The sequence below is a fragment of the Arenimonas sp. genome, assembly GCF_041919775.1.
Classification (GTDB): domain Bacteria; phylum Pseudomonadota; class Gammaproteobacteria; order Xanthomonadales; family Xanthomonadaceae; genus Arenimonas.
The window spans coordinates 34,243-51,898 of sequence record NZ_JAYRTE010000018.1 but is presented as its reverse complement, the minus strand read 5'-3'; the positions used below and the strand labels follow the sequence as shown (position 1 = coordinate 51,898).

Genomic DNA, 17,656 nt, shown 5'->3' with positions numbered 1-17,656 from the left:
GCGCCTTCAGGCGCGAATCTCTTCTTTGCCGCAGGCAAAGCCAAAAGATTCGCGCCTGAAGGCGCTCCTACAGGGGCAGTCAGAGGCCCAGGACGAGGTCGTCGGCGTCGACGCGGTCCAGGCGGATGCGGTTGGCGAACAGCGAGAAGGCCAGCATGCCCGCCAGGCCGGCGGCGCGCTGCACCCAGGGCGGCTGGTACAACGGCTCGGCCAGCACGCCGGCGTCGAACATCGGTTCGAGCGCGAACACATCCTGCAGCGTCATCTTGCCGGCGAACAGCAGCCGCGTCAGGCGCAGCCGGCGATGGCGCAGGCACCAGCGAAAGAAGGTGTGCACGCTCAGCAGCCCGTGCAGGTACACGGTGTCCTTGGTGAACGCGGCGCCGCCCGTGGTCGGCACGCCGCGGAATACGCGCTGGGTCGAGGCGAAGCTGTCCGCCTCGGTCTGCCCGGCGTCGAGGAAAAAACGGAAGACTTCGACGAAGTCGGCACCGTGCATCGCCATGTGGATCGCGACGATGCGCAGGCTGATGCGCTTGAGCCGTTCGATGTCTATCGCGCCCGTCACCAGCTCGGCGAATGTCGCCAGGCCTTCCTGGGTGGCGGTGACGCGCGGCGAGGTGCGCGCCAGCGACTTGAAGTGCGGCTGCTCGCGGCCGTTGAGGCCGGTCAGCGTGTGCACGAAGGCTTCGTGTTCCAGCAACTGGTGCCGGTCGTATTCGCTGAAGCCGGTGCCGCTGCGCAGGCGGATGCGGGTCGGGCCGGCGGCGGCCTTGGCGATCAGCTCCGGGTCCAGTTCCACCGTCACCGCGTGATGCACGAAGAACCGGTCCATCGCCAGCTGGAGTTCGGCCTGCACGGTCTGCGCCGACAGCACGTAGTCGGCCTCGGCGACGTGCAGTTCCTGGTCCAGTTCGTCGGCGAACCCGATGAAATGCCGGGCCGCATCAAGATTGCTGGGGCCGTCGCCCGGAAGGATGTCGCCCGGGCGGCCGAACAGGCGAACGGAATGTTCGGTCACGGCCGGCGTACCCACCGCCTCGAGCAGTTGGGTGGCGACGGACCAGCTGTCGGCGGTGCGCCGCAGGTACATTCCCAGCGGTTCGTCGGCATCGGCCGCCGCGGCGATCGCCGCCAGCTCCCGGCGCACGTCGCCCAACTCCGGCGCGTCGTAGCGCACCTGCGGCAGCACGCTGCGGCCAGCCCGCCAACCCGCCAGGAAATCCTGCTGCACGTGCTGTGGCCAGCTCACCGCCTGCAGCAGCCGGATCCCGCGCACCGCCGCCACCAGGCGCGCATCGAGCGCGGCGTGGTGTTCGAGCATTCGCGGGTCCGGTGCCATCAGCGGCGGCCGTACTTGTCCTTCAGGCGCTTGTTCGGCGGCTTGTTCACCGCACGCGCATCGGCCTTGCGCTCGGCCTGCGAGGTCGCCGCGGCTTCCATCTCGTCGCGCAGCTTGGCGTAGTTGGCGTAGCGCGCCTCGTCGAGGCTGCCGTCCTCGACGGCGGCCTGCACCGCACAGCCGGGTTCGTTCACGTGGGCGCAGTCGCGGAAGCGGCAGTTCGCCGCCAGGGCTTCGACGTCTTCGAAAGCGTCGGCCACGTCTTCGTCGCCGCTGAGCTTCACTTCGCGCATGCCGGGCGTGTCGATCAGGCAGCCCCCCTGCGGCAGCGGCATCAGCACGCGCGCGGTGGTGGTGTGCCGGCCGCGCGAATCGTTCGCGCGCACGGCGTTGGTCTTCATCTTCTCGCGGCCCAGCAGGGTGTTGGTCAGCGTGGACTTGCCGGCGCCGGAGCTGCCGACCAGCACCACGGTGCGGCCCGGGCCCAGGTAGGGATGCAGCACCGCGGTGCTGTCCGGGTCCTTCGAATTGACCGCGTGGATGGGCACGCCGGACTCGGATACTTCAGCCAGCAGGTCGATGCAGTCCTCGACGATCTCGCACTGGTCGGCCTTGGTCAGCACCAGCACCGGGTCGGCGCCGCTGGCGCGGATAAGCACGAGGTAGCGTTCGATGCGGCGCGGGTTGAAGTCCTGGTCAAGCCCGACCACCACCAGCACGTGGTCGACATTCGCGGCGATCAGCTGCTGGCGGTGGTGCTCGCCGGCGGCGCCGCGCTTGAGGATCGATCGCCGCGGCAGCAGGTCGACGATGGTCTTGCCGCTTTGATCCAGCGTGACCCAGTCGCCGACCGCCGCGCGCTGGTCCGGCGGGAACCGCGGCCGGGTCCAGGGCATCGGCGGCTGCACCTTCATCTGCATCTCGTCGGGGCCGGTGGCCACGTCGTAGGCGGTGCGGTGCTGGCTGGCGACCCGCGCGAGGCGGTGGCCGGCGGCGGCGGCAAGTGCCTCGCGGGCCGCGGCGTCGTCGGGCCAGCCGAGGGCGCGCAGGGGGGCGAGGTCGTCTTCGATGGGCAACATTGGCCGCGATGATACGCCGGCCTGCACGCCCTGCTCACTTTTCCGGGGCCATGCTGGGCCCATGGACAAAATCGGCAAATGGGTACTGGTGCTGGCCGGACTGGGCTTCCTGGGTTTCGGCATCGCCATCACCGCGGCGCCGGCGGCCGTGCTCGGCGGCGTCGGCATTGGCGGCACGGCGGCGGGTCTGGTCGAGCTGCGGGCCTTCTACGGCGGCCTGGAGCTGGGCCTCGGCAGCTTCCTGCTGGTCTGCGCGGCGCGGCCGGCCTGGCGCGAAGCCGGCCTGTGGTCGGTGGCGCTGATCAACGGCGGCATCGCGGCCGCCCGCCTGCTGGGCATCGCGCTGAGCGGCGAGTTCACCGGCTTTTTCGCCGGCGCCCTGGTCTGGGAGCTGGGCTTCACCGCCGCGGCGATCCTGGCCCTGCGTCGCAGGCCGCGCGCTGGCTGAAATGCCCGGCTGAAAGCCCGTCAAGATTCCGTTAACCTCGGGCCCAGACCCCCTGCCCGAGCCCGCTGCACCATGCCCCACAGCCCCATGCCGACCCGCGACAGCCTGCGCGAGGTCCGCTACGACATCCGCGGCGAACTTTCCCGCCGCGCCCGCGAGCTCGAAGGCCAGGGTCGCGACCTGATCCGCCTGAACATCGGCAACCCCGGCGCCTTCGGTTTCCGCGCCCCCGAGCACCTGCAGCAAGCCCTGTCGGGCAACGTGGCCGAATCCGACGCCTACACCCACCAGCAGGGCCTGCCGCTGGCCCGCGAAGCCGTCGCCGCCGCCCACCGCGAGCGCGGCACGCCCAATGCCTGCGCCGAGCGCGTGTTCGTCGGCAACGGCGTCAGCGAACTGATCGACATGTCGCTGCGCGCCCTGCTCAACCCCGGCGACGAAGTGCTGCTGCCCTCGCCCGACTATCCGCTGTGGAGCGCCGCCACCATCCTCAACCAGGGACGGCCGGTGTATTACCGCTGCGCCCCGGAAAACGGCTTCCTGCCCGACCCGGACGAAATCGAAAAGCTGGTGACGCCGCGCACCCGCGCGCTGGTGGTGATCAATCCGAACAACCCGACCGGCGCCAATTATCCGCCGGCGCTGCTGCAGCGACTGGTGGACATCGCCGCGCGCCACGGCCTGCTGTTGATGGCCGACGAGATCTACGACGGCATCACCTACGAGGACGCCGTGTTTACGCCGCTGGCGCCGCTGGCCGGCGACGTGCCCTGCCTGAGCTTCGGCGGGCTGTCCAAGGTCTGGCGCGCCTGCGGCTGGCGCGTGGGCTGGGCGGTGCTGTCGGGCGACCCGCTGCGGGTGGGCGATTTCCACCATGCGCTGGACCTGCTCAGCGCGATGCGCCTGTGCGCCAACGTGCCGGGCCAGTTCGCGGTGCCGGCGGCGCTGCAGGGGCCGGAGACCATCCGTGCGCTGACCGTGCCGGGCGGGCGCCTGTACGAATCGCGCCAGGCCGTGATCGACGGCTGCACGGCCAGCGGGCACCTGTCGGTAGTGGCGCCGATGGGCGCGCTGTACGCCTTCCCGCAGGTCGTGGGCCCGGCGGCCGACGGTTTCGACGACCAGGCGTTCGCGCTGGATTTGCTGGAAAACGAGGACGTGCTGGTGGTGCCGGGCAGCGGCTTCAACGTGCCGGGCTCGCGCCACTTCCGCATCACCCTGCTGCCGGAGGCGCCGGTGGTGCGGGAGGTGTTCGAGCGCATCAACCGCGTGCTGTCCGCGCGCGCCGGCCAGCGCAAGCGCCATGTGGCCTGAGGCGCTGCTGGCGATGGCCCTCGCGCTGCCTGCCGGCGAGCCCGGGGAAATCAGCTACCTGGCGCTGGGTGACTCCTACACCATCGGCGAATCGGTGCCCGAGGAAGGCCGCTGGCCGGTGCAGCTGGCCGCGGCGCTGCGCGAGCGCGGCATCGCCCTGGCCGGGCCGCGCATCATCGCCACCACCGGCTGGACCACCGACGAGCTGTCGGCGGCGATGGACGCCGCCGAACCGCTGGGGCAGTGGGACTTCGTGTCGCTGCTGATCGGCGTGAACAACCAGTACCGCGGCCGGCCCGTGGACGACTACCGCGCGGAATTCGCCAGCCTGCTCGACCGCAGCATCCGGCTGGCCGGCGGCCGCGCCGACCGCGTGCTGGTGCTGTCGATCCCGGACTGGGGCGTCACCCCCTTCGGCCAGGCCAGCGGCCGCGACACGGCGGCGATCGCCCGCGAACTCGACGCTTACAACGCCGCCGCCGCCGCCGAATGCGCGACCCGGGGCGTCGCCTTCGTGGACATCACCCCGGCCAGCCGCTCGCCGGGCGACCAGCCCGACCGCATCGCCGAGGACGGCCTGCACCCCTCGGCCCGGGCCTATGCCGACTGGACGGCGCTGGCCCTGCCCGTCGCCGAGCGCCTGCTCCGCTAGCCCTTGTGGGAGGGACTTCAGTCCCGAAGCTTCGCTGAACAGGGGACAGGTGCATTTGCGCGCAAAGCGCACAAATGCACCTGTCCCCTTTGCCAGCCACGCTACAATTGCGAGGATTTCCAAGGAGTTCCCCCATGTCCCTCTCCCCCGATACCCGCGCCCGCATCGAAGGCATCCTCGCTGCGAACCACGTCGTGCTTTTCATGAAGGGCAGCCCCGACACGCCGCAGTGCGGCTTCTCGGCCAAGGCCGCGGGCATCCTGAAGGGACTGGTGCCGTCGTTCGGCCACGTCGACGTGCTGTCGGACCCGGAAGTTCGCGAGGGCATCAAGGTCTACGGCCAGTGGCCGACGATCCCGCAGCTGTATGTCGGCGGTGAACTGCTTGGCGGCAGCGACATCATCGAGCAGATGCTCAACAGCGGCGAGCTGCACCAGATGCTCGGCCTGCCGGCGCCGGACCGCAGCCCGCCCGCGATCGAAATCACCCCGGCCGCCGCCGAAGCGATCAATCGCGCGCTGGACAACGGCGACGGCGACGCGGTGCTGCACCTGTCGGTGGACCCGCGCTTCAACGCCCGCTTCGAACTCAAGCCGGCCACCGGCCACGAGGTGGTGACCGAATCCGCCGGCATCCGCCTGCACCTGGACCTGGCCAGCGTGCCGCGCGCGCGCGGCCTGCGCATCGACTGGGTGGAAGACGCCCGCGGCGCCGGCCTGGCCATCCACAACCCCAACGCGCCGCCGGCCGTGAAGCCGATGGGCGTGCAGCAGCTGCATGACCACATCATCGCCGGCACCATCGACGTGATCGACGTGCGCCCGGCCGCCGACCGCGCCCGCGTGCCCTTCCCCCACCCCCACGAGGTGCTGGACGAGGACAGCCGCGAACGTCTCGAAGCCCTGCCCAAGGACCTGCCGCTGGCCTTCATTTGCCACCACGGCAACTCCAGCCGCCAGGCGGCCGAGTACTTCCGCGGCCTGGGTTTCCACGACCTGTACAACGTCGAGGGCGGCATCGACGCCTGGTCGACCGAGATCGACCCGTCGCTGCCGCGCTATTGACCGACACCGGCCCGGGCGGTTCGCCGACCCGGGCCTTCACGCGGCCTTTCTGGCGACTTTAGAGCAATTGCGCTAACTTTTGCGGGCAACCAAACCCGCCCAACCGGGTCATCCCCCCAAGGCAAGGGCGTGGTAGCACCCAGGAGACAACTTATGCGCAATTGGCTGGTGGCGGTTCCCGCGACCCTGGTCCTCGCGGCCTGTGGCGGCGGCGCCGACGGAGGGGCCAGCAACAACGACCGCAATTCACTCGCGGCGCAGGCCTGCGAAGCGGCGGCGAAGTCGCGGCTGGACGGCAAACTCTACGAACTCGACCTGCAGGCACTCGCTGCCAGCATGAAGGACGTTCCCAACGGCGAGCAGTTCCTGACGGCGCCGATCACCATCGAACCCGGCCTGACGACCGAGGCCAAACAGATCGTGGAGTGCACGGTGCGCTTCTCCGAAGCCAAACCGCAGCCGGATGTCGTCGGCTTCGTCTTCAACTGGTAAGCCGCAGTCCCCGTAGGAGCGCCTTCAGGCGCGAATCTTTTGGCTTTGCCTTTGGCAAAGAAGCAATTCGCGCCTGAAGGCGCTCCTACAATTGCTTTCGCAGGACGGCCCAGGAAAAGGCCTGGATTGAGCCCGTCGGCGTCTGGTGGTCTTCGCCCGCTTCGCCGACCAGGCTGAAATCCGGGCCGAACAGGGCCGCCACGTCGGCAGGCGAGCGCCGGGCGACCGGCAGGCCGCTGCAGCGCTCCGGGCCGCCCGGTGCGAATCCGCCGATGACCACGTGCCCGCCCGGCACCAGTGCCCGCCGCACCTGCGCCACATAGGCCGCGGCAGCCTCGGGGTCGACCAGGAAATGCAGGACCGCGCGGTCATGCCACAGGTCGTAACCCGCCTCCGGCAACCCGGCGCGGGTGACGTCCGCAGCAAGCCAGTGCACCGCCGGGCCGCGGGGTCCCAGGCGTTCGCGGGCGATGGCCAGCGCCTCGTCGGCGAGGTCGAGCACGGTCACCTCGCCGACGCCGCGCGCCAGCAGGTCGTCCACCAGGGTCGAGGCGCCGCCGCCGACGTCGATGACCCGGGACTGCGGCCCCAGGCCCGCGCCCTCGAGCAGGCGCAGCGACATGTCCAGGTGCGGCCGGTACCAACTGACGCCGTCGGCGGGTTTGGTCCGGTAAACGTCGCGCCAGTGTTCGCTGCCCATGGCCTCAGTCGAAGCGCAGGTGCTTGACCGACTTGCCGTGGCGGCGGATCAGGCGCAGGGCCTCGATGCCGATCTGGATGTGCCGCTCGACGAAATTCTCGGTGATCTTGCGGTCCGAGGCCTCCGTCTTCACGCCCTCGGGCACCATCGGCTGGTCGGACACCAGCAGCAGCGCGCCCGAAGGAATCGAGTTGGCGAAACCCGCGGAAAAAACCGTCGCCGTCTCCATGTCGATCGCCATGCAGCGCAGCTTGCGCAGGTAGTCCTTGAACTCGCCGTCGTGTTCCCAGACCCGCCGGTTGGTGGTGTACACCGTGCCGGTCCAGTAGTCGTGGCCGAGGTCGCGGATCATCGTCGACACCGCGCGCTGCAGCGCGAAGGCCGGCAGCGCCGGCACTTCCGGCGGCAGGTAGTCGTTGCTGGTGCCCTCGCCGCGGATGGCGGCGATCGGCAGGATCAGGTCGCCCAGTTCGTTCTTGCGCTTGAGCCCGCCGCACTTGCCCAGGAACAGGCAGGCCTGCGGGTTGATCGCCGACAGCAGGTCCATCACGGTGGCGGCGTTGGCGCTGCCCATGCCGAAATTGATCAGCGTGATGCCGTCGGCGGTGGCGCTGGGCATCGGCCGGTCCATGCCGACGATCTTCGCGCCGGTGATGCGCGAGAAGGTGCCCAGGTAGCCGCTGAAGTTGGTCAGCAGGATGTGCTGCCCGAACTCCTCCAGCGGGACGCCGGTGTAGCGGGGAAGCCAGTTGCTGACGATCTCGTTCTTGTCCTTCATGTTTTCGTGATCCTTGTCTTGTTCTTCTTATCCGTAACGCGGTTCCATTGTGCCACGCGCGTGGCCGGAGCCAGCTTCAAGCACTTGGCAAACCCGCGCCTTGCTGGCTAGGGTTGCCGGATAACCGGGGGAGACACCTGATGCGACCACACCTGCGGGCCAGCCTGCTGGCCACTACCCTGCTTGCGCTTCCGGCCCTGGCGCCGGCGGCCGAATCGCCGTTCGCAAGCACCTATTCGCCGCTGGCTTCGGCCCCGGTGCTGATCACCGACGCCACCGTGCTCACCGGCGACGGCCAGCGCCTCGAGAACGCCGACGTGCTGATGCGCGATGGCAAGGTCGCCGCCGTCGGCACCGACCTTGACCCCGCCGGCGCCACCGTCGTGGACGGCCGCGGCAAGTGGGTGACGCCCGGCATCATCGACGTGCACTCCCATCTGGGCGTGTATCCGAGCCCCGGCGCCACGGCGCACGGCGACGGCAATGAAATGACCTCTCCGGTCACCGCCCAGGTCTGGGCCGAACACGGCGTCTGGCCGCAGGATCCGGGTTTCGCCGCGGCCCTGGCCGGCGGCGTCACTTCGCTGATGATCCTGCCCGGCTCGGCCAATCTCATTGGCGGTCGTGGGGTTGTACTGAAGAACGTGCCCGCCACCACCATGCAGGCGATGAAGTTCCCGGACGCGCCGCACAGCGTGAAGATGGCCTGCGGCGAGAATCCCAAGCGCGTCTACGGCAGCCGCGGCCAGGCACCGATGACGCGCATGGGCAACCTGGCCGGCTACCGCGCCGCCTTCATCGAGGCGCAGAAGTACCGCGAGGCGTGGGACAAGTACGAAGCCGCCAACAAGGACGACGGCAAGCGTCGCCGCAAGTCGTCGGAAGGCAACGGCCAGCCGCCCACCCGCGACCTGCGCATGGACACCCTCGCCGACGTGCTGCGCGGCGAGATCGGCGTGCACATCCACTGCTACCGCGCCGACGAAATGGCGCTGATGATCGACCTCGCGCGCGAGTTCGACTTCAAGATCGCCGCCTTCCACCACGGCGTCGAGGCCTACAAGCTGGCCGACACCCTGGCCGAGGAAAACATCTGCGGCGCGCTCTGGGCCGACTGGTGGGGCTTCAAGATGGAGGCCTACGACGGCATCCAGGAAAACATCGCGCTGGTGGACCGGCCGAAGAACGGCTGCGCCGTCGTGCACTCCGACTCCAGCGAAGGCATCCAGCGCCTGAACCAGGAAGCGGCGAAGGTGATGGCCCGCGGCGAACGCGTCGGCATGTCGCTGCCGCCCGAACACGCCATCCGCTGGCTGACCGCCAACGCCGCCAAGGCCATCGGCGTCGCCGACGCCACCGGCACCCTGGCCGAAGGCAAGATGGCCGACGTGGTGCTGTGGAACGGCAACCCGTTCTCGGTCTACGCCAAGGCGGAAAAGGTTTACGTGGACGGCGCCCTGCTCTACGACCGCAACGACCCGGCGCGCCAGCCGGTGTCCGACTTCATGCTGGGCCAGGAGGTGTCACCGTGAAGCGCCTGTTGATTTCCGTCCTGCTGGCCGCCGCGCTGCCCGCCGCCGCCCAGGACCTGCTGATCCGCGACGCGACCGTGCACACCGCGGCCGCCGCCGGCACCCTGAAGGACCACGACGTGCTGGTGCAGGGCGGCGTGGTGCGCGCCATCGGCCCCGACCTGGCGGCGCCCGCCGGCGTGCCGGTGGTCGAAGCCAAGGGCCGGCCGCTGACGCCGGGCCTGTTCGGTGGCCTCACCGGCCTGGGCATCGAGGAAGTCTCGGGCGAAGCCGCCACCGTCGACGCCGGCCTCGCGCTGGGCGCGATGACGCCGGCGCACGAGGGTTCGTCCTGGCGCCCGGAGTTCGACGTCGACGTGGCCTTCAATCCGCACTCGGCCGCGATCGGCGTGAACCGCGTCGAAGGCATCACCTTCACCGTGCTGTCGCCGTCGGCGCTGCCGGGCGGCAGCTTCGTCGCCGGCCAGGGCAGCGCGGTGCTGCTTGATGGTCGTTACGACGCCGCGCTCGACGGCAGCCGCAGCCTGTTCATTGACCTCGGCAGCGATGCCTCGCCGCTGTCGGGCGGCAGCCGCGCCGGCCAGTGGATGCTGCTCGAGCAGGCCGTGGCCGAAGCGCGTGCCGGCAACGGCGATCTGCTGACCCGCGCCGGCCGCGCCACGCTGGCCCGTTACCTGGCCGGTGGCCGGGTGGTGTTCCAGGTCGATCGCGCCGCCGACATCCGCCAGGTGCTCGCGTTCGCCAAGAAGAACGGGATGCGCCCGGTCATCGCCGGCGGCGCCGAAGCCTGGCGCGTGGCGGCGGAGCTCAAAGCCGCCGACGCGGTGGTGCTGGTGGATGCGCTGGCCAACCTGCCCGGCAGCTTCGACAGCCTGGCCTCGGGCCTGGACACGGCCGCGCGCCTGCACCGGGCCGGCGTGAAGGTCGGTTTCAGCCAGCGCGGCGACGCCACCCACAACGCCCGCAAGCAGCGCCAGCTGGCCGGCAATGCCGTCGCCCACGGCCTGCCCTGGGACGCGGCCCTGGCCGGCCTGACCGCCGTGCCGGCCGATGCCTTCGGCGTGGCCAACCGCGGCCGCATCGCCGTCGGCCAGGCCGCCGACCTGGTGCTGTGGAGCGGCGATCCGCTGGAAGTGAACACCTGGGCCGAACAGGTCTGGTTCAACGGCATTGCCGCCCGCATGAGCTCGCGCCAGACCGAACTGCGCGACCGCTACCTGGCGCCGGAAGGCGCGCTGCCGCGGGCGTATCCCACCCGCTGACGCACGGCCCAATCTGTAGGAGCGTCTTCAGGCGCGAATCTTCTGAATTTGCCCTTGGTAAAGAGGGGATTCGCGCCTGAAGGCGCTCCTACCCTGCAGGGGACGGACTAGCGGAAGACGAAGGTGCGCGTCAGCGTGGCCTCTTCGTCCAGTGCTTCGAAGCGCCAGTTGCGAACGGTGTTCGTGACCTCGCGTTCGAAGGTGCCGCGCGGGCGCGACTGCAGCACGCGCACGTCCTTGACCCGGCCATCGCGGCCAATCGTGATTTCGACCTGGACGTCGCCGGTGATGCCGCCGCGCAGCGCATTGGGCGGATAGGACGGCTGCGGCGTGCTGACCGGAACGGGCGTCAGTCGCCGCGGCGGCGGTGCCGCGACAGCGGGGGCGGCAGCTACCGCAGCGGCATCAGCAGGTGATGTCGCCGGAGCGGGCGGCGGGACTGCCGCTGCCGTCCGGGCCGCCCGGCGGGCGGCCTCCTCGTCGGCCTTGCGTTTTGCCTCGGCCAAGCGCCGGGCCTCGGCCTGGCGCCGGGCTTCTTCCTGCCGGGCCTGGTCGCCGGTGTCCGGCGCGGCTGCCACGCTGGCCTGGGCCGGGCTGGTGCCGCTCCGGCGGGCAGCCGCCGCACGCCGCGCCTCGTCGAGCTTCAGCGCTTCCTCGCGGCGACGACGCTCCGCCGCGTTGCGCGCCTCCTGCAGCTTGCGTTCCTCCTGGGCGAGGCGGTCCTCCTCGCGGCGCTTCGCCTCTTCGACCAGGCGGCGGGCCTCGGCGGCCTCCTGGTCCTCCTGGCGCTGCCGGGCCAGTGCCTCGGCTTCCGCCTGCTCCTTGCGGCGGCGTTCGGCGGCCTGCTTCTGCCGCTCGCGCTCCTCGATCTCGTACTTGAGTTCGAACAGCGCGACGGTCGGTTCCTCGCGAACCACCGTCGCCACCTGCGAGGAGACGACGTCCGGGTGTGCGGGTGGGGCGCAGGCGAGCTGGTAGCGGCCGGGGGCCAGTTCAAGCCGCAGCGGCGTCATCGCCTTGAGCTCGCCGCGGCGCACGCCGTTGATCGACAGGTCGCAGGCAAGGTCCGCCTCGAGCAGCAGTCGGGCGTCGCCGGCGGGCAGCGGCGGCGGTTCGGCGGGGTCTTCGGGGGCCGCTTCGGCTTCGCTGGGTTCGGCCGCGATCACCGGCTCGGCGAGCGGCGGCTCGTCATCGCCGCCGCTGAAAGCCCACACCAGCACCAGCAGTAGCAGCAGGGCGGAACCGGCACCGATGCCGAGCAGCTTCGGGTCCATTTTCGCCTTGGGCGGCGGTGGGGTGCGCGGGCGGAACTGCAGTTCGCCCGGCGGCACCTGGCCGCTGCTGCTGCCGACCGTGCCACCAGCGTCGCCTCCATTCCCGGCGCCGCCGCCCGCACCGCCGGTCGGGGGCAGTGCGCGGCCCGCCGCGGTTGGTGCTTCCGGCAAGCCCGCGCCCTGCACGATCGTCGGCTGCACCGGGTGGTTCGAACCCGAGCGCGGGGTGGCGATGCCCTGCCGCGGCGTTTCCAGGTCCGGCCGCGGCGTGCGCATGCCCACCGGCGGCGTGCCGGTCGGCGTCTGGCCCATGAACTCGGTCGGCGCGGCCGGCACGCGCGAGAGCTTGCGCGCGGAGATCGCCGCGGCCACCGACGACGGCAGCCGCCCGGCCGCCAGCACCTGCCCCGGCACTTCCTGCACGCCCAGCGCACCGGCGAGCTCCTCGATGAACTTGCCGGCGCTGGGCCAGCGCTCGTCCGAGGCCTTGGCCAGGGCGCGCGCCAGCACTTCACGGGAACGTTCGGGAAACGGCTCCAGCGGCCCCAGTGCCAGCGGTGCATTCACGTGCTTGTACATCACCGCGTACGGCGTATCGGCGTCGAAGGGCAGCACGCCGGTCATCCACTGGTAGACCATCACGCCCAGCGCGTAGATGTCGGTGGCCGGCCCCACCTGCGAATCCTGGGCCTGTTCGGGCGACATGTACTGCGGCGTGCCGAGCACGGCGCCGGTGCTGGTGATCGTGGTTCGGCCCTGCAGCATGCGCGAGATGCCGAAGTCGGCGAGGTAGAGTTCGCCGTGTTCGCCGAGCAGCACGTTCTGCGGCTTCAGGTCGCGATGCACCACGCCCAGGCTATGGGCATGGTCCAGGGCGTCGGCAACCATCGTGAAATAGGCCAGGCCGGCCTCGCGGCCGATGGCGTCGCGCTCCAGGCGTTCGCCGAGGTGGCCGCCGCGCACGAGGCGCAGTGCCATCCACGGCACGCCTTCGTCGATGCCGTAGTTGTAAAGCGGCACGATGTGCGGGTGCTCAAGCTTGGCGATCAGCCGCGCCTCGCGTTCGAAGCGCTCGGCGAAGCCAGGCTCCTCGAGCAGGTCGATCGGCAGCACCTTGAGCGCGACCTCGCGCTCGAGTCCGGCTTCGTAAGCGTTGTAGACCGTGGACATGCCACCGCGGCCGAGTTTGGCGACGATGGTGAACGGCCCGATGCGGTCCCCGACCTGGATGACGCTGCGCATGCAACCAACCCCCCGATTCGTCCTGCGCGGGGCCAGCATACGCCCGCTGGCGCGGGATCGCTGGCTCAAGCTGGGCCAACGCGAAAAGCGGGCCTGAACGGCCCCCGGGACGGGTCAGTTTGCGCCGGGCGGCACGGCGGCGTCCGCCACCACCATGTTCCGGCCAGAGTCCTTGGCCGTGTACATGGCGCGATCGGCGCGGTCGACCAGGGCGTCGAGCGTTTCTTCGGGCCCCAGGTATTCGGCAGCGCCGACGCTGACGGTGAGCTCGACGACCTCTTCGCCGACCAGCTGGCAGTGCTTCTGCACCGCGGTGCGCACGCGTTCGCCGACGGCCAGGGCGTGGATGCGGCGGGCGCCGGGCAGCGCCACGGCGAACTCCTCGCCGCCCAGGCGGCCCAGGATGTCGCCGCCGCGCAGTTCGGCCGCCACCGTATCGGCGACGGCCTTCAGGCAGTCGTCGCCCACCTGGTGGCCGAGGCTGTCGTTGATCAGCTTGAACAGGTCGATGTCGAAGAACAGCACCGACAGCGGGCGCTTGTCCTGCTGGGTGTCTTCGGACAGCCGCTCGAGGCGCGCGCGCCAGGCGCCGCGGTTGAGCACGCCGGTGAGCGGGTCGCGTTCGGAATCGGCCTTGACCCGGCTGGCTTCGGCGCGGGCGTGGTCGCGTTCGTGCAGCAGCTGGCGCATGCGCCCCGACAGGCTGCGCACCAGCCACAGGCCCCAGGCTGCCACGGCGGCGCCGGCCACGGCCAGGATCCACGGATACGAACCCGCCAGAAACACCGCCGCCACCAGCAGCGCCAGCGCGGCGCCCGCCTGCGGACCCCAGCCTTCACGTGGCTGAAGCCGTTCGCGCATCACCGTCCAGCAGGCCAGCATCGCCGCCGCCAGGCCCAGGGCCAGGCCCACCATCAGCCAGGCGAAGGCCACGCCCGCGGGTGCGGGGGCGGTGCCGGCAGCCAGCGCCGGCCCGGCGCAAAGGCCTGCCGGCAGCAAGACAGCCGGAAACACGGGGCGACAACGGCGGGGGGCGGCGTCCATGCGGCTACTTTCCGGCAGCCGGCGCCCCAGCACAAGCAAGCCGGGCAGTCCCCTTCCGAAGCTGGGAGGCGGCTCACGCTTTCAGGGGCCCATGACCTTCGGCCTAGGGGCCGGACCCGCGCTTGGCCTAGAGTCGGTCGTTTCGCCCCATCTCCCGGAGCCTTTCAATGACGCCTCGCCCGCTTGCCCTCGCCCTCGGCCTCGCCCTGGCCCTCACCGCCACCGCCCAGGCCGCCGACAAGGACAAGAAAGACAAGTGGGACGTGCAGTCGGCGCACGCCAAGGGCAAGACGGTGCGCTTCGACACCGACGAAGGCACCTGGCTGGACCTGGACCTGAGCCCGGACGGCGGCCGCATCGTGTTCTCGATGCTGGGCGACATCTACGAGCTCCCCGCCGGCGGTGGCCAGGCCCGGCGCCTCACCAGCGGCCCGGCCTGGGACATCCAGCCGCGCTTCTCGCCCGACGGCAAGGAAATCGCCTTCACCTCCGACCGCGGCGGCGGCAACAACCTCTGGCGCATGAAGGCCGACGGCAGCGGCGCCACCCAGGTGTCGAAGGAAGATTTCCGCCTGCTCAACAGCCCCTACTGGACGCCGGACGGCCAGTACCTGGTTGGCCGCAAGCACTTCACCTCCGGCCGTTCGCTCGGTGCGGGCGAGCTGTGGATGTTCCACCGCGACGGCGGCAGCGGCCTGCAGCTGACCAAGCGCAAGAACGACCAGCAGGACCTCGGCGAACCCGCCGTGTCGGCCGACGGCCGCTACGTGTACTACTCCGAGGACATCAGCCCGGGCGGCATGTTCCAGTACAACCGCAATGTGCACGGCACCATCTACGCGATCAAGCGCCTGGACCGCGAAACCGGCGAAACGCAGACCGTGGTCGCCGGCGCCGGCGGCGCGGTGCGCCCGCAGCCCTCGCCCGACGGCAAGCAGCTGGCGTTCGTGAAGCGCGTTCGCGACAAGTCGGTGCTGCACGTGATCGACCTCGACTCGGGCTTCGTGCGCCCGGTCTGGGACGGCCTCTCGCATGACCAGCAGGAGGCCTGGGCGATCTTCGGCCCCTACCCCGGCTTCGACTGGACGCCCGACTCGAAGGCCGTGGTGCTGTGGGCGCAGGGCAAGCTTTGGCAGGTAGATATCGCCAGTGGCAAGCCGGCGAATATTCCGTTCACCGCGCAGGTTGAGCAGAGCGTGCTGCCGGCGCTGCGCTTCGAGCAGAAGATCGAAGGCGACAGCTTCGCGCCGAAGATGATCCGCGACGTCGCCACCAGCCCCGACGGCAAGACCCTGGTCTTCCACGCGGTCGGCCAGCTGTGGACCAAGGCGCTGCCCAACGGCCAGCCGCGCCGGCTGATGAACGACGATTCGCGCTTCGAGTACCAGCCCAGCTTCAGTCGCGACGGCCGCAAGCTGCTGTTCACCACCTGGTCGGACGAGGCGATGGGCGCGATCCACGAGCTCGACCTCGCCAGCGGCCAGAGCCGCAAGCTGAGCACCGAGCCGGGCTTCTATTACGGCCCGCGCTACTCGCCCGACGGTTCGCGCGTGGTCTATTCGCGCCAGGGCGGCGGCGGCCTCACCGGCAGCCTCTGGAGCGGCAGCCGCGGCATCTTCGTTATGCCGGCGGCCGGTGGCGAGCCGGTGGAAATCGCCGGCAACGGCGCCGACCCGCAGTTCTCGGCCGACGGCGAGCGCGTGTATTTCCTTACCGGCGGCGGCCTCGAGAAGAAGCTGATGAGCGCCGGCCTGCACGGCGAACAGCCGCGCGAAGTATTCAGCCTCAAATACGTGGACCACGTCGCGATCAGCCCGGACGGCAAGTCGGTGGCCTTCACCGAGCTGTTCAATGGCTACGTGGCGCCGCTGCCGGCCACCGGCGGTTCGATCGAGCTCAACAAGGACACCAAGGCGGTGCCGGTGACCGCGCTGGGCACCGACATGGGCAGCTACCTGCACTGGGGCGCGGACTCGAAGTCGGTGCACTGGATGGTCGGTGACCGCTACCACACGCGCGCGCTGGCGGCCGGCAAGGCCGACGCCGGCGTGCCGGTGGGCCTGCGCATCAACAGCGACCAGCCCGAGGACACCTTCGCGCTCGTGGGCGGCCGCGTGGTGACGATGCGTGACGCCGACAACGACCAGGAAGTCATCGAGGACGGCGTGGTGGTGGTGCGCGGCAAGCGCATCGTCGCCGTGGGCAAGCGTGGCGACGTGGCCATCCCGGCCGGCGCCCGCGAAGTGGACGTGGCCGGCAAGACCGTGTTCCCGGGCATCGTGGACGTGCACGCGCACGCCGCGCACTTCGGCCAGGGCGTGGTTCCGCAGAACAACTGGGCCTACGCGGCCAACCTGGCCTTCGGCATCACGACGATGCACGACCCGTCGGCGACGACCGAGTTCGTGTTCTCCCAGTCCGAACTGGTGAAGGCCGGCAAGATGGTCGGCCCGCGCGTGTTCTCGACCGGCACCATCCTTTACGGCGCCGACGGCGACTTCAAGGCGGTGGTCAATTCGCTCGACGACGCGCGTTCGCACCTGCGCCGCATGCAGGCCAACGGCGCGTTCTCGGTGAAGAGCTACAACCAGCCGCGCCGCGACCAGCGCCAGCAGATCAACCAGGCCGCGCGCGAGCTGGGCATGCTGGTGGTCGAGGAAGGCGGCAGCACCTTCCAGCACAACATGACCATGGTGGTCGACGGCGTCACCGGCATCGAACACAACATCCCGGTCGCGCCGCTGTACCGCGACGTCATGGAGCTGTGGCGGCACACCGACGTCGGCAATACGCCGACGCTGGTGGTCAACTACGGCGGACTCAACGCCGAGTACTACTGGTACGCCAAGGACAACCTCTGGGAAAACGAGCGCCTGAACCGCTTCTTCCCGAAGGGCTCGGTGGATGACCGCACGATCCGCCGCGAGGCCGGCCCGGAGTGGGACTACTACCACGTGGAAGTCGCCAGGGCCGCCAAGAAGCTGCGCGACAGCGGCGTGCCGATCCTGGTTGGCGGCCACGGCCAGATGCAGGGCCTGGCCCCGCACTGGGAGATCTGGTCGCTCAACCAGGGCGGCTTCACGCCGTTCGAAGCGCTGCGCGCGGCCACGATCGACGGCGCGGCCTACCTCGGCCTGGACAAGGAAATCGGCTCGATCGAAACCGGCAAGCGCGCCGACCTGGTGGTCGTCGACGGCAACCCGCTCGAGGACATCCGCCGCAGCGACGACACCGCGATGGTGATGGTCAACGGCCGGCTGTTCAACGCGAACGACCTGTCGGAAATCGGCGGCAGGCAGCGCCCGGCGCCGGAATTCTTCTGGCAGCGCGGCGGCGCCGCCGGCGTGCCCGCCGGCGTCGGCTACGGCCCGACGGTGCCCTGCCACTGCCCGAAGTCGGATCCGCACCGGCACTGACGCGGCCACCCGGCCCG

The 17,656-nt window shown here is 70.4% G+C and carries 14 protein-coding genes; 8 read left to right on the top strand and 6 right to left on the bottom strand.

Translation table 11 applies throughout. The features are described from left to right. Positions 1 to 79: 79 nt before the first annotated feature. Together ACE3TE_RS10480 and rsgA are read right to left on the bottom strand one after the other, a co-directional pair. Positions 80 to 1,324 (bottom strand): flavohemoglobin expression-modulating QEGLA motif protein, encoded by a 1,245-nt coding sequence (locus ACE3TE_RS10480; RefSeq protein ID WP_374604731.1) that lies wholly within the window; start codon positions 1,322 to 1,324, stop codon positions 80 to 82. 17 nt (positions 1,325 to 1,341) lie between these two features. Further along, the gene (gene rsgA / locus ACE3TE_RS10475) at positions 1,342 to 2,421 is read right to left on the bottom strand and encodes a ribosome small subunit-dependent GTPase A (protein ID WP_374604730.1); all 1,080 of its coding nucleotides are present in this window, start codon (positions 2,419 to 2,421) and stop codon (positions 1,342 to 1,344) included. Positions 2,422 to 2,482: 61 nt separating this feature from the next. Here rsgA and ACE3TE_RS10470 point away from each other — a divergent pair, with 61 nt between their 5' ends. The 5 genes from ACE3TE_RS10470 (at position 2,483) to ACE3TE_RS10450 (ending at position 6,391) form a co-directional block, all read left to right on the top strand. Next, entirely contained in the window at positions 2,483 to 2,869 is a 387-nt protein-coding gene (locus ACE3TE_RS10470) for a DUF4345 family protein (RefSeq protein WP_374604728.1), read from the top strand. Between the two features lie 72 nt (positions 2,870 to 2,941). After that, complete coding sequence (locus ACE3TE_RS10465; protein WP_374604727.1) at positions 2,942 to 4,183, top strand: aminotransferase class I/II-fold pyridoxal phosphate-dependent enzyme; 1,242 nt, start codon at positions 2,942 to 2,944, stop codon at positions 4,181 to 4,183. Positions 4,184 to 4,196: 13 nt separating this feature from the next. Then, complete coding sequence (locus tag ACE3TE_RS10460) at positions 4,197 to 4,835, top strand: SGNH/GDSL hydrolase family protein (protein ID WP_374604735.1); 639 nt, start codon at positions 4,197 to 4,199, stop codon at positions 4,833 to 4,835. A 134-nt stretch (positions 4,836 to 4,969) separates the two neighbouring features. Further along, on the top strand, positions 4,970 to 5,899 hold the full coding sequence (gene grxD / locus ACE3TE_RS10455) for a Grx4 family monothiol glutaredoxin (protein ID WP_374604725.1): 930 nt from the start codon (positions 4,970 to 4,972) through the stop codon (positions 5,897 to 5,899). A 153-nt stretch (positions 5,900 to 6,052) separates the two neighbouring features. Then, positions 6,053 to 6,391 carry a hypothetical protein gene (locus ACE3TE_RS10450; protein ID WP_374604723.1) on the top strand — a complete coding sequence of 113 codons (339 nt, stop codon included), beginning with the start codon at positions 6,053 to 6,055 and terminating at the stop codon, positions 6,389 to 6,391. 85 nt (positions 6,392 to 6,476) lie between these two features. Here ACE3TE_RS10450 and ACE3TE_RS10445 read toward each other — a convergent pair whose 3' ends face one another. Both ACE3TE_RS10445 and ACE3TE_RS10440 read right to left on the bottom strand, forming a co-directional pair. Further along, positions 6,477 to 7,091 carry a class I SAM-dependent methyltransferase gene (locus ACE3TE_RS10445; protein ID WP_374604721.1) on the bottom strand — a complete coding sequence of 205 codons (615 nt, stop codon included), beginning with the start codon at positions 7,089 to 7,091 and terminating at the stop codon, positions 6,477 to 6,479. Positions 7,092 to 7,095: 4 nt separating this feature from the next. Beyond that, positions 7,096 to 7,869 carry an AMP nucleosidase gene (locus ACE3TE_RS10440; RefSeq protein ID WP_374604719.1) on the bottom strand — a complete coding sequence of 258 codons (774 nt, stop codon included), beginning with the start codon at positions 7,867 to 7,869 and terminating at the stop codon, positions 7,096 to 7,098. 140 nt (positions 7,870 to 8,009) lie between these two features. Here ACE3TE_RS10440 and ACE3TE_RS10435 point away from each other — a divergent pair, with 140 nt between their 5' ends. Next, entirely contained in the window at positions 8,010 to 9,401 is a 1,392-nt protein-coding gene (locus ACE3TE_RS10435; RefSeq protein ID WP_374604717.1) for an amidohydrolase, read from the top strand. Beyond that, positions 9,398 to 10,663 (top strand): amidohydrolase family protein, encoded by a 1,266-nt coding sequence (locus ACE3TE_RS10430; protein WP_374604715.1) that lies wholly within the window; start codon positions 9,398 to 9,400, stop codon positions 10,661 to 10,663. The genes ACE3TE_RS10435 and ACE3TE_RS10430 overlap by 4 nt, the downstream gene beginning before the upstream one ends. A 107-nt stretch (positions 10,664 to 10,770) precedes the next feature. Here the strand turns inward: ACE3TE_RS10430 and ACE3TE_RS10425 are convergent, their stop codons facing one another. Further along, the gene (locus ACE3TE_RS10425) at positions 10,771 to 13,179 is read right to left on the bottom strand and encodes a TonB family protein (protein ID WP_374604713.1); all 2,409 of its coding nucleotides are present in this window, start codon (positions 13,177 to 13,179) and stop codon (positions 10,771 to 10,773) included. Between the two features lie 114 nt (positions 13,180 to 13,293). After that, the gene (locus ACE3TE_RS10420; RefSeq protein ID WP_374604711.1) at positions 13,294 to 14,112 is read right to left on the bottom strand and encodes a GGDEF domain-containing protein; all 819 of its coding nucleotides are present in this window, start codon (positions 14,110 to 14,112) and stop codon (positions 13,294 to 13,296) included. Between the two features lie 278 nt (positions 14,113 to 14,390). On the opposite strand from ACE3TE_RS10420, the gene ACE3TE_RS10415 reads away from it, so the two are divergent. Next, complete coding sequence (locus ACE3TE_RS10415) at positions 14,391 to 17,639, top strand: amidohydrolase family protein (protein ID WP_374604709.1); 3,249 nt, start codon at positions 14,391 to 14,393, stop codon at positions 17,637 to 17,639. The last annotated feature ends 17 nt before the right edge of the window (positions 17,640 to 17,656 follow it).